This window comes from Methanocorpusculum sp. GPch4, from assembly GCF_012062385.1.
GTDB lineage: Archaea > Halobacteriota > Methanomicrobia > Methanomicrobiales > Methanocorpusculaceae > Methanocorpusculum > Methanocorpusculum parvum.
This window is the reverse complement of sequence record NZ_SIJA01000063.1, coordinates 1-12664: the sequence shown is the minus strand read 5'-3', so window position 1 is coordinate 12664 and position 12664 is coordinate 1. Positions and strand designations below refer to the sequence as shown.

Annotated in this window: 9 protein-coding genes; 7 read left to right on the top strand and 2 right to left on the bottom strand. The window is 50.7% G+C overall.

What is annotated here, in order from left to right; all coding sequences use genetic code 11:
* Positions 1-147 precede the first annotated feature (147 nt).
* From ileS to EYA77_RS04925, 3 genes are all read left to right on the top strand, one after another.
* Positions 148-3348: an isoleucine--tRNA ligase gene (gene ileS, locus EYA77_RS04935; RefSeq protein WP_167816074.1), complete on the top strand. Its 3201-nt coding sequence runs from the start codon at positions 148-150 to the stop codon at positions 3346-3348.
* 81 nt (positions 3349-3429) lie between these two features.
* Positions 3430-4440: a flavodoxin domain-containing protein gene (locus EYA77_RS04930; RefSeq protein WP_167816073.1), complete on the top strand. Its 1011-nt coding sequence runs from the start codon at positions 3430-3432 to the stop codon at positions 4438-4440.
* Positions 4441-4480: 40 nt separating this feature from the next.
* A complete protein-coding gene (locus EYA77_RS04925; RefSeq protein WP_162139391.1) occupies positions 4481-5065 on the top strand; it encodes a Yip1 family protein in 585 nt (194 codons plus the stop codon).
* 13 nt (positions 5066-5078) lie between these two features.
* Here EYA77_RS04925 and EYA77_RS04920 read toward each other — a convergent pair whose 3' ends face one another.
* Entirely contained in the window at positions 5079-6179 is a 1101-nt protein-coding gene (locus EYA77_RS04920) for a hypothetical protein (RefSeq protein WP_167816072.1), read from the bottom strand.
* A gap of 88 nt (positions 6180-6267) precedes the next feature.
* Here EYA77_RS04920 and EYA77_RS04915 point away from each other — a divergent pair, with 88 nt between their 5' ends.
* Complete coding sequence (locus EYA77_RS04915; RefSeq protein WP_167816071.1) at positions 6268-7848, top strand: uracil-xanthine permease family protein; 1581 nt, start codon at positions 6268-6270, stop codon at positions 7846-7848.
* A gap of 105 nt (positions 7849-7953) precedes the next feature.
* Here the strand turns inward: EYA77_RS04915 and EYA77_RS04910 are convergent, their stop codons facing one another.
* Positions 7954-10035 (bottom strand): ATP-binding protein, encoded by a 2082-nt coding sequence (locus EYA77_RS04910; RefSeq protein ID WP_167816070.1) that lies wholly within the window; start codon positions 10033-10035, stop codon positions 7954-7956.
* Positions 10036-10220: 185 nt separating this feature from the next.
* Here EYA77_RS04910 and EYA77_RS04905 point away from each other — a divergent pair, with 185 nt between their 5' ends.
* The 3 genes from EYA77_RS04905 to EYA77_RS09815 all read left to right on the top strand — a co-directional run.
* A complete protein-coding gene (locus EYA77_RS04905) occupies positions 10221-10385 on the top strand; it encodes a hypothetical protein (RefSeq protein WP_209315013.1) in 165 nt (54 codons plus the stop codon).
* Between the two features lie 145 nt (positions 10386-10530).
* Positions 10531-12465 carry a hypothetical protein gene (locus tag EYA77_RS04900; RefSeq protein WP_167816068.1) on the top strand — a complete coding sequence of 645 codons (1935 nt, stop codon included), beginning with the start codon at positions 10531-10533 and terminating at the stop codon, positions 12463-12465.
* A gap of 13 nt (positions 12466-12478) precedes the next feature.
* Positions 12479-12664, top strand: a 186-nt coding sequence (locus EYA77_RS09815) for a hypothetical protein (protein WP_209315012.1), incomplete at its 3' end; no start/stop codon positions are given.

Sequence of the window (12664 nt, the reverse complement as noted above, 5' to 3'; positions counted from 1 at the left end):
ATCGTGTTTAGGGATAATAAAGCTGTGTCTGCTTTCGAAACAATAAAACGCGGGCAATAACATTGCCGGCAAAAATCATCCGGAGCACAAAACCCCTTATGTATAACGACGACCAATAGTTACCCACATATTGAGTGAGGGAAACTCGTGAAAGAAATACAAGAAAGCTATGTACCCGCCGTTGTCGAAAACGACGTCCGGGAGTACTGGAAAACAAACAATACCTATCGTGAAACACGCAAACTTCACGAATCGGGCCAGCCGTGGTTCTTTGTCGACGGCCCGCCCTATACCACAGGTTACATCCATCTCGGAACCGCCTGGAACAAGATCCTCAAAGACGCAATCATACGATACCACTCAATGACCGGCCAGCATATCATCGAACGTGCCGGTTACGATATGCACGGACTGCCGATCGAGGTCAAAGTCGAGGAGAAGCTCGGGTTCAAAAACAAGGCCGACATCGAGAAATACGGTGTCGCAAAGTTCATCGAAGAGTGCCGCGAGTTCGCTCTCACCCATAAAGATCTGATGAGCGAACAGTTCAAGGAACTCGGTACCTGGATGGACTTCGACGATCCCTATCAGACGGTCGACAAAGGATACATCGAAGCTGCATGGTACACCCTCAAACGCTGCGAAGAAGAAAAAATGCTCGAACGCGGATCCAGGGTCGTCAACTGGTGTCCGCGCTGTGGAACGGCCATCGCGGACGCGGAAGTCGAGTACTGGGACGAGACCGACCCCTCGATCTTCGTCAAGTTCCCGATCCGGGGAGCCGAGAACGAGTCCCTCGTGATCTGGACCACGACCCCCTGGACCCTTCCGGCCAACGTGGCAGTGGCCGTAGGAAAGGATTTCGTCTACGCAAAATGCCGGGCAGTAAAAGACGGAAAGACCGAAGATCTCTGGATCGCAAAAGACCTCGCTGAACAGATCCTGAAATACGGAAAATATCAGGACTACTCCGTCATTGAAACAAAGACCGGAGCTGAACTCGCCGGAACAAAATATATTTCTCCCCTCGCTTCCGCAGTTCCCATCCAGGAAAAAATCGAGCACCGTGTCGTCATCGCCGATTACGTGGCGATGGAAAACACCGGAATGGTCCATATCGCTCCGGGTCACGGCTGGGACGATTACCTTGTCGGTCTGAAAGAGGATCTTGCGATCGTCTGTCCCGTTGACGGAAACGGAAACTTCACCGAAGAAGCCGGCGTCTTTGCAGGAAAATACGTCAAGGCTCCCGAGACCAATCAGGAGGTCATCGACGTCTTAGGTGACGCCATGCTCGCTGTCCGGAAGATCACTCACCGGTACGGACACTGCTGGAGATGCAAGACCCCGATCATCTACCGTGCAACCTCACAGTGGTTCCTGAAAGCAAAGGATGTCAGGGAAAAGATGCTCGAAGAGATCTCGAAAGAAGTCACCTGGTATCCGGAGTGGGCAGGTTCCGCCAGATTCCATGACTGGATCGAAGAGGCACGCGACTGGTGTATCTCCCGGCAGAGATACTGGGGTATCCCGATCCCGGTCTGGGTCTGTCCGATCTGTAATAAATATCATGTCGTCGGCAGATACGCAGAGCTCGAACAGCTCTCCGGTCAGAAGATGACCGACCCCCACCGGCCGTACGTCGATGACATCACGATGCCCTGCGAATGCGGCGGAACGATGAAACGTATCCCGGACATCTTCGATGTCTGGTATGACTCAGGTATCGCCTCCTGGGCAACACTCCGGTTCCCGGAGAAGACCGAAGACTTCGCCAAATACTGGCCGGCAGATTTCATTCTCGAAGGGCAGGATCAGACCCGCGGATGGTTCTACTCCCAGCTCGCCCTCTCGACGATCGCCTTTGGCAGATCCCCGTACAAATCTGTACTCATGCACGGATTCGCGCTTGATGCGAACGGCAAAAAGATGAGTAAAAGTCTTGGAAACGTCATCGCACCCGAAGACGTCATCAAACAGTTCGGTGTGGACGTTATGCGCCAGTACATCCTTTCGGCAAATGCCCCCTGGGATGATATGCGCTTCTCTCTTGAAGGAGTCAAGACGAACCACCGGATGTTCAACGTTCTCTGGAACGTCTACAAATTCCCGCTGCCGTACATGGCGCTCGACAGCTACAAGCCGGCGGAAAAAGACGGCGTCTGGGATCCGTCCGCAGTCGAAGATCACATCAAAGAGTTCTGCAGAGAAGACCGCTGGCTGATCTCCCGCGTGAACTCTCTTGCAGAGCAGGTCACGAAAGAGATGGAGGTCTGCAGCCTTCACCGGGCGACCCGCCCGATCAGCACGTTCATTCTCGATGAACTCTCCCGCTGGTACGTCCAGCTGGTCAGACCGAGAATGTGGCTCGAAGAAGAGTCGGTCTCGAAGATGCAGGCGTACGACACCATGTATTATGTTCTGCGCAGACTGATCACCATCTTTGCTCCGTTTGCTCCCCACATCACCGAAAGCATGTATCAGAACCTGAAGTGTGTTGGCGATCCGAAATCAGTCCACATGGCCGACTGGTTCAGCGGAAACGATTCACTCCGCGACCCGGTCCTCGAAGAGGAGATGGAGATCGTTCAGGAGTTCGACGAAGCGGTATCGAACGCCCGCCAGAACGGAAAACGGAAAGGACGCTGGCCGGTTGGACAGATCGTTGTCGCGACCGATGCGGAAAAGATCGCGGCCGCCATCTCGGCAATGAACGATATGTGCTGTGACCGGGCAAATGCCCGGTCCGTCACGGTCGTAAAAGGCATCTGGGACAGACTCGACTGGACCGCGGTCCCGGTCATGAAAGTTATCGGCAAACAGTTCGGCAGAGACGGACCCAAAGTCAAGGCGTTCATCGAAGAGTCGAACGGGACCGAGCTCAAAGCTCTGCTGACAGCAAACGGAAAGGTCATGATGGAAAAGGACGGCTTTGCCGCCGAACTTACCGAAGAGCACATAACCTTCGAAGAAAAGATGCCGGAAAACATCTTCTCCTCGCCGATCGAAAACGGTATGATCTATGTTGACGTGACCCTCACGCCGGAACTCGAAGCCGAAGGATACTCCCGCGAGGTCATCCGAAGGATCCAGGAGATGAGAAAACAGGCAGGTCTTGCCGTCGATGCAAAGATCAAAGCCGAAGTCGTCATCGATGATGCACGGGTGATGCCTCTTGTGGATTCTCAGCATGACGTCATCGAAAACGAGGTCAGAGCAAACTGTCTCAAGATCAGAGTGCCGGAAGGGAAATCCTGCGGATGCGGTGTTGCTGAAAAGGCAGACCTCGCAATGGACTGGGAGATCGATGATCTCAAAGTTCACATCAGCATCTCCCAGGCAGAATAATATCCACTCCTTTTTTTCGCCCGTGCGATACTAAAACACTTATCTCATCACGACCTATTCTGAATAGAGAAGGGATATTTTGTGAGTACAGTAGTCGTTTATAAATCGAAATACGGATCCGCGAAACAGTATGCCGAATGGATCGCAAAAGAGCTGGGCGCCGACCTGAAAAATGCCGACGAAACCAAGGTCGAAGACCTCCTCCCCTATGACACGGTCATTTACGGTGCAGGCATCTATATCGGCTGTATCGCAGGCATCGCCCTGATAGCGAATAACTTCAGGCAGCTGAAGGACAAATCGGTGATCGTTTTCACCGTCGGCGTCACCGATCCTGAGGAAAAACGGCGGACAGAGGATCTCCTGCTCAAAAACTTCACTCCCGATATGATGAAAAAGGTGCGGGTCTTCCATCTCCGGGGGGCGCTCGATTACGACAAGGTCGGGCTGGTCTACAAACTGATGTTGAAAAAGGAGAAGATCGAGGAGGTGGACGGGGTAAAAAAAGAGGAGATCCTTCCCCTGCTTGCCTATCTGGCGTCGCCGAAAACAAAATCTGCCGCTCCGGCAGAAAGCTGCACGAAGATCTACGACACCCCAAGACTCACCATCGAAACACGGCATGTCCATCTCCCGAACGGGAAGGACAGAAACTATCTCTTCGTCCAGCCGGTCCCGGCGGTATGTATCCTCCCGACCGATGAGGAGCATGTGTATCTCATCAGACAGTACCGAGCCGTGATCAATGAATACATCCTGGAAGTTCCCGCAGGCGGGATGGATCATGCCGGTGAAACCCCTCTGCAGTGTGCAAAACGCGAACTTGCAGAAGAAGCGCGATTCTCGGCAAACGAATTTGTGCCAAGAGGATATGTCTACTCGACGCCCGGATTCTGCACGGAAAAACTCTGGCTTTTTGAGGCGCGGGGACTTATCCCTTGCGAAGACTGCGCCAGAGACGAAGATGAGATCATCGACGTGGTCAGGATCAAAAAGAGCGAGATCTTTGCGATGATCGCCCGGGGAGAGATCGTCGATGCTAAAACGATCGCGCTTCTGACGAGATCCCTGGCGAAGGTTAATACTGACTGAATAGAAATATAATCCGACATCTATGGATATGAAAAATGCAATGAAATACCTGCTTTTTGATCAGAAGCAGTTCTTCGAAGAGTGCCCAAAAGGTCTTCTGATCCCTGTACTGATCACGCTTGCCTATACGCTGCTCTCGATCGTTTTCCTCATACCTGCCGATCCGTTTATGGCGGTCATGACCGTGATCGGAGGAGTGATCGGGGTATTCATCTCCTGGGCGGTCGTCGCAGGAATGTTTCTTGCCGGGGTCAAACTCATCGGGTATGCGAAATGCACATATAAGCAGATGCTCGCCGTTACCGGCTATGCCTCGGCGATCCTCGCGATAGGGGCGCTTCTGACCGGACTTGTCGGCCTGATCGGGACCGTGGATCTCCTGATGAACCTCGCCGTTCAGGGAGCGCTGATGTTCTGGTGTATCCCGGTCTGGGTCTTTGGGATCGCCTCGATCACCGAACTGCCGCCGAAGAAGGTGTTCACCTGCATCCTTGTCCCGATGATCCTGATGATCGTTATGAGCGTCGTGTCGTATATTATGACTGCATCGCTGACCGAGAGCGCTGCGATCTATGCCGGATCGGAATCCGGATCGGCAGCTGAATACAAGATGAGCCGATTCTGATTCCAATCTTTTTTTACAGCATATCCTTCAGACTTTTCTCCTCGCCCGTCTCCGTCAGGATCTCCTGAGCCACCGGATCGAGAGCCAGCAGCAGATTGGGCATCAGCGTATATGCCGGGAACCGGTAGAAGAACTCCTGGACCATCAGTTTGTTCATGATAAACAGCAGGAACTCGCGCTTCAGCCCGGGAAGATCCTCCGGTTCTGACCGGCTCACCCGGGGCAGAAGATCCTCCTTCAAAACCGAAAGATGATGCTCATTGAGCGTATTCATCAGTTTTCTGCTCTCGACGCCCTGGAAATACCGCAGGATCAGACCCTGCGTGATCAGGATCAGAGCGAGAAGGAGCGGATACTGCCCGGGAACAAGCGAGATATCCCGCAGAAACTGACCAAGCGTCATCCCCGGGAAAAACATCGCCCCAACGATGATAAGACAGGTGAATATGCAGAAGATCCCGACATACAGCCAGGCTTTCAGATTTCTGACATCGAATATGTCCGCATCCGGAAGAGGTTTGCCGACAAAAAATCCCGGTGTTCCGGGTTTTGCCGCAGTGACCCGCGAATAAAAAAGCAGGATCACGCCGATCTGGACAACAAGCAGAAAAAACATCATCCAGTCGATGATATCGAAAAGTTTCATAACGACCGCACAGACAAGATCGATCAGATACAGGATCGTGAATCCTTTCACGAGCGGTTTGGTGTTGATGAGAAAGGCGTTCCAGAAAAACTCCACCAGGGTCAGCGGATTTCTCCGAACGGTCCGGAGAATATTGGCGAGCCGGAGAAACTCCATCACATACACCCGGAACTTTTTATCGAAGATGTTTATCTTCGCATCCGAGCCGATGGAGGGGATCATCATCAAAAAGAAGTAGAACATGTAGAGATAGAAGCTTCCTTCGATCCAGAGGATAAGGACCTGCCCGGGATTATTGGAGGATAACCCAAACGCTGCCGCCGCGATCAGAAACATTGCAAGCGGGATCAGGATCAGATACTTTGAACGGGCAAGACGGTTTCTGCCGTCCTCGAGCATCTTTGTGTACTCCTCTTCGACCCGGATCTGGTTTTCGATCCTTTCGACGAACTCATCTTTATCGTACATGGGATTTCTACTCTGTATGTCTGAAAAATTGATAATCCTATTCCTACAATAAGCTTTAACATAAAAGTACGACCAACAGATGTTCATAATGGCAGAGGGGGATGAACCGGTCTACAACGTCAGGGACAGGGTGCCTTTAGGAACGACGGTTCTCACGATCCTTCAGCATTTTTTCGTTCTCGCCGTGTATATGACGTATCCGGTGATCATCAGCAATGCGGTCGGAGGCTCGACGGATCTGACGATGTTTCTGATCAGCGCGACCCTGATCGGTTCCGGGGTCGCGACGATCCTTCAGTCTTTTTCAAAAACAGGGGCAGGATACCTTCTCCCAATGGTCCCAAACTCGTCGTATCTGCCGGCATCCCTTCTTGCGGCAACCGCCGGAGGACTCCCTCTTCTCTATGGAATGCTGATCATCTCGGGATTCTTTGAGATGGTTCTCAGCCGGTTCACGAAGTTTTTCCGGATCGTGTTCCCAAACGAAGTCACGGGAGTCGTTTTGTTTCTTCTCGGGATCGCCATCGTTCCGTTCGCATTCCCGCTGTTTTTCGGGAGTGCCGATTCAGGTCCCCTGGATCCGGCTTCTGCCGCGGTCGGCGTGATCACGCTTTCCGCAACGATCCTTTTGAGCGTGATCCCAAGGCGGTTTTTCAAGTTCTATGCAATTTTGATCGGTATCGTGATCGGGATGGCGGCCTCGGTGCTTCTCGGGGTGTTCAGACTTGAGACCCTGCTGGAGATCGCGGACCTTTCGGTGTTTGAGATCCCGAATCCTGTCGGGATCGTCGCATACTCGTTTGATTTCGCTCTGCTGATCCCATTTCTGATCGCGATGATCTGCGTGATGCTGAAGTCGGTTGGAAACATTTCGCTTCTGAACGCCTACACGAGGGAGGGACGAAACGATACGCTGAAAAACGGGCTTTTGTCGGAAGGAGCAGGTATCGCGATCGCCGGAGCGCTGGGCGGGGTGGGGATCGGGTCATCTTCAGGAGCTACAGGGCTCGTTGTCGGGACCGGAATCGCAGCAAAAAGGGTGGGCCTCGGCCTTGGGGTCTTTCTGATCCTGTGCGGATTTTTGCCGGCGATCGGCTGGGTGTTTCATATTCTCCCAAAGCCGATCCTCGGGGCGACCCTTCTGTATGCGGTTACGTTTGTGATGATCAGCGGTATCCAGAGTATTTCGTCACGGATGCTGGATCCCCGCCGGAAGTTCGTGGTGATCCTGCCGATTTTGATCGGGGTGTCGTCGGCGGTCTGTCCGTATCTGTATGCTGACCTCCCAAAAACGCTGGCGCTGTTTTTCGCGTCGCCGCTGACGTCCGGGTCGATGGCGGTTTTGGTGCTGGGATTGGTGCTGAAAATCGGGATCAGGAAGCGCCGGTCGTTTGATTTTTCGAAGGATGCGAATCTGCAGAGGTTTGTGGCCGAGTGCGGAAGGGAGTGGACGCTTGACCGGAGACAGGCGGCATCGATCGCAGATCATCTGGAGGATCTGGCGAAGGCAGGCGAGCCTGAGAGGCTTGAACTTCGGTTCGAGCCGGTCGGGATGCTTCGAGCAGAGATGGTTTTCAGGGAGGCGGTTGAGGGGGTCCCGAGGATGAAAGGGAACGGGAATATCGAGGAGGAAGGGAGAGTCGTTAAAGCGAGCTATCCGCTGATGTGAGGGGGAAAATGGGAAACCCCGCCACAAATCTGTATGACTGCAAAGCTTTGCTTTGCCCTCCTGTTCGGATCTTCGCCCATCGCCTGAAGTCCAGAAAGAGTATGCTTATTCTTTATTCAGATAACTGTTAAGTTTACTCTGTCCTTTTGCATGTAATGCATGATATCTCTGTTTTCTTGATCCAATATTATCCGGGATCGTGGGGGCAATCAACCCGTTTTCAACCATTTCCCGGAGTATAGGAGTTAACCATTTCCTATTCCGGCGGATAAGGACTGCTATCTGATTTGGAGTAAATGCTTTTCCTGTGTCACATATTTTAAGAATAGCGTCTGTTGCAGATTCCCTATCAACTCTGCCGGGAATGCGTTTAATCTCATGCCGCACATGTTCCGGTAATAATGTCAATAGTTCATTATAATCAAGACTTGACTCCAATATCCTTTCCGGTGAACTCTTATCTAATCGGTTTTCTTCTGATTTCAACGGATTAGATTGGTTTAATCCAATAAATTCATCACCCGGGCCTGTCTTAAAAATGTCTTTTAACTTAATATTTGGCTCATTTCCAGATTTTGAGCTGTTTAATCCATTATTTTCACGCAGCGTAATTTGAGGCGGTTTCTCTTTTAATTCATTTTTAAGCTTATTTTCTTTTTTTAACCCGACTAATCCCTTATTTCCACTCCCAAGAAAATCCCCCGTCAAATATTTGGGACTAAGTGTGTAATATGTCCAGCCTCCCCCGCCGTGCACCTCTAAAATATCCAGCTTTCTTAGACGTTGAAGAATACTGCTGACATGAAGGGTATCTAACTGGAGATGCTGACGACAATCGGCATTCTTTATCATTCCATTTTTATGTAAGAGCATTAATATTTGAACTTCAGTGGTTGACAGATTGAACTCTTTAAATTGTGCCAACCACATGATATCCTCTTCCCCTGCGAGATTGTGGACAAATACCGTAACGCTGAACTCATTGTTTTCCCGACTGGATCTGATAATGGGTAAAGATAAATTCACCTTTTGCATCTCTTCCATAATTATTGTAATGCCGATTCCTTTGTTTTCCGCATATTTAGTTTCGTGAAGGACATTTGCAATAATTGGATTTCTGAGAATTGATCCGGGATTTCCCTCTTCAGGATGTGGTTTCAATGAATGACCCGGATTTCTAAATTCGAGCCGGTCTGCATAGCGAATGACTTGTGTTGGTCCATTTACTCTGTAATCACGATGCATGACGGCATTTACCAATGCTTCACGAACTACGAGGGAAGGGATAATTGGATAATCATCTCGTGTCAGTCCTGTTTGCGGCAAACGTATTGTTCGTGGAATATCATCCATTATTGCTCCTTCAGCCCGGGGTAAAAGAGTGAACAATCCTTCATTCATTTCCTGTGTGTAGTAGGATTTGCTGGATCCGGGATTCCAGGTCGTACCCGGCATACGAATATAATCAAAACGAATCATCGGGAATTCTTTTTGGATCACATCTTTGTTGCCAAATAAAATAATGCCGGCAATCGTTGGTCTCAGAACTCCGTTGACTTTTTCAGCGCATTTTAACGATATAAGAAGATCATCATTTTCAAGTTTAAGTTCCACTGCCGTTGGATCCACCAGATTTCTCAGTCGCCTATATTCAGAAATGGCAACGGGGTTCAAATTATCTGTTGATAAGTAATCTAAAACATGGGAATCATATGATTTCGAATCACGTGCTGCATATATTTTTGCAAAATCAGTGTCCGTGCATTTTTGATCTGTGGGACCAACCCGAACAAAAGAACCTTCATGAAGGCCCAAAGCATCAATATATACCGGTTTTTGGGAAGGGTCTGTTTCCGGAATGTAAACCCCGATTATACACACTCCATTTATTTGTTCAATTTTAATTTCCGGACGAATGGGTACATTAAAATTCGTTCTGCATTGAGTTGCCAAGTCTTTTTGTATTTTCTCAGGATGTTTTACACCGGTAAGTACATATTTATTCTTGCCTCCCTCATTCATCTCAGTTACTCCAAACAGTATTACTCCCCCTCCTAATCCGATGGTATTTGAAAAAGCACTGATCGTCTCTTTAACAGAACGACCTATTTCATTTCCGGGCTTCGCCTCCAATTCATCATGTTCCTCTTTAGTTTGAAGTTGTTCCCATAATTTTTGAATATTCATTTCTCACCTCAAAATGTTTGTATGTCGACATTTCGTAATTCATTGATAGATGCTCATATCATTAATACCCATCGTAGGATTAATAGTTATTATGCGGATATTCGAGAATTACAGTAAAAACAAAAATAGAGTTGCAGATATAGTAAGATAATAGAGGAGTCGGATTTTCAATCTCAGATAACCCTTTGACAAGTCTGCCCAAGAGGTTAGAGATGCGGTTCGAGCCGGTCGGGATGCTCCGAGCAGAGATGGTTTTCAGGGAGGCGGTTGAGGGGGTCCCGAGGATGAAAGGGAACGGGAATATCGAGGCGGAGGGCAGCGTCGTTAAAGCGAGCTATCCGCTGATGTGAGGGGTCGTGATGACCCCCAAAATCTCATTTTTTTGCATCGAAAAACACCCTCCCCACTCACTGACCACCCTCTTTTTGCCAAAATCCGGGGCATTATCGCACCGCGCGGTTGGGGGTTTATATAAATCCGGATCGAAGTTTTTGTATGAATACCACGATCCCATCCGCCTCATCCGCCCTGGACAAAGCTGAATCAGCAGAAAAAATCCGTGCAGAACTCGAACTCCTCTGCGACCCTGAATTTATTCCCGACATACCCGACGATGTGGACCCGGATTACCTGGCCCTTCTTCCCTGGCGCAGTTCCTGCATGCGGGAATACCGGATCACATCGCTGGATACCACTGACTTCCTGGATCGGGTGGTCCTGCCTCACGGCTGGGAGCTCGTATGTCCGTTTGAGCTCGTCTATGCGAAAACCGAGACCTTTCCCCGCTATTTCGAATCCTTCTGGGCACTCACCCATAACGGATGGGTCTGCCACTCCTTTCCCTCGTTTGACTCAAGCAGAGAAGCGCTGTGGGAAGGCATCAAAGACTTCCTTTCACGGGTGGAAACAGCGGAAGTCTTTGCCGACATAAAATACCTCCTCTCTCCCGAGACGGGATCCTGGATCGAACCGGATAAAGACGACTACTACTCCCTTGCTCACGGCTATTATCTCGAAAAAACCGCGACCCTCGACAAAGGCGAACGTCTCGAAGGCCTCAAACTTTTCGAAGCTCACGAATGGAGTCTTCGGCACAACGGATCTGAGATCGGCCGATGGGCGAAAGGCCGCGACGCGGACCCGGAAGACATCTTCGAAGGCGCCCGGCCCTACATCCCTGCCGACCTCTTTTCCGCGTGCCGTCTTTCCTTCTATCTGACCCAGCCCTCGACCAGAGAACATGCCGCCGAGGTCTATGCCGGCCAGATCTGGGAAAAGGGAGAGATGCTTGCCTTTCTGAGAAAGATCTGCGCTAAGATCCATGTCGGCGACACGCAGATCATACGGGCCATGCTTCTTTCCTATGCAGCGACCCGGGTCGAGAACTCGGAAGGCATCCATATCAGCATCTCCGGCAGGACAGGCACAGGAAAAAGTCATGCGGCCGTTGTCGCCTCGTCGTGTCTTCCAAAATCAGCGGTCGTGAATGCCCATCTTTCGGACAAATCACTGTATTATCATCCGATCAAAGACCGATCCGTCCTTATTCTGGATGATCAGGAGATGTCGCCGGATTTTCAGGAGCTGTTCAAAACGGCGACGTCTGACTGGGATCATCCGGGAGAATACAAGACCGTTGCGAGAAATGCCGGCCTTACGCTTGCTCTTCCACGCCGCTGCGTGTTCTGGGTCTGCAAAGTCGATCTGAACGGGGATGACCAGGTTCTGGACCGTCAGCTGCTTTTCTGGACCGATGAGTCCGATGAGCAGAGAAAAAGCGTGCATGCCGCGATCATGAAGCGGGCAGAGATGCCCCGGATGAAAGAGGGGGAGGATACGAATTTTGCGATTGCCCGTGCTCTTTGGGGTCTGGTGGAGCCAAAAGTCGTGTCGGTTCCCTTTGCGAACCGGGTCCGGTGTGATCCGATGATGGATTCACGAAATCTGAAGCTGATGTTTTGTCTGGTGGAGGCACATGCTCTTTTGCATTCTCCTGTTCGCAGATCGATGATCGGCGGGGATCTTCTGGCAGAGGAGGAGGATTTTTATGCGGTGATGGAGATTTTGGAGCCGCTGTTTGCCAATCAGAAGGGGAGTCAGCATGATAAGCTGTCGAAATCCGGGGCAAAGATCCTTGGATGGCTGTGTGAGCAGGAGTCGGGTCTTATTCCGTTTGGGGATATCCGGGTCGCGACAGGTCTTTCCCAGAGCCAGCTTTCCCATGCGTTGTACGGGAAGAATGAGCAGGGATCGGACGGTCTCTTAGCCCAGACAGCGGCCATAGGTGTGGAGCGGTTGTCGGAGACACGGCCGGATGCCGAGGATCCGGAGCTTCGGCGGTCGGAGAATAAGAAGGTGGTCCGGTGGAACAGGGAGCTTTACCAAAAAGGCGGGATGAAAAGGAACGGGTTCTGGCTTGCCGAAAGGTGAGGGTAGTTGTCAAATGGTCCGTCAAGTGTTTGCGGGTTTATTTCAGCGATCGAAGGTAGATTCCGGCTTTGATTTTGGTATTTGTCTATTTTACCAACTTGACGGGAGTGTGATAAGAGGAGAGGAGGGATGGTCAGGTATGCCGGGCGAAGAGGATCTGCGGGCCTTTCTCTCTCTTTTGAGTAAAATAGTAAAATAT

Coding starts and splice junctions, on each gene's coding strand:
- EYA77_RS04925 (WP_162139391.1), top strand. CDS start 4,481: ATGAAATACCTGCTTTTTGATCAGAAGCAGTTCTTCGAAGAGTGCCCA.
- EYA77_RS04920 (WP_167816072.1), bottom strand. CDS start 6,179: ATGTACGATAAAGATGAGTTCGTCGAAAGGATCGAAAACCAGATCCGG.
- EYA77_RS04915 (WP_167816071.1), top strand. CDS start 6,268: ATGGCAGAGGGGGATGAACCGGTCTACAACGTCAGGGACAGGGTGCCT.
- EYA77_RS04910 (WP_167816070.1), bottom strand. CDS start 10,035: ATGAATATTCAAAAATTATGGGAACAACTTCAAACTAAAGAGGAACAT.
- EYA77_RS04900 (WP_167816068.1), top strand. CDS start 10,531: ATGAATACCACGATCCCATCCGCCTCATCCGCCCTGGACAAAGCTGAA.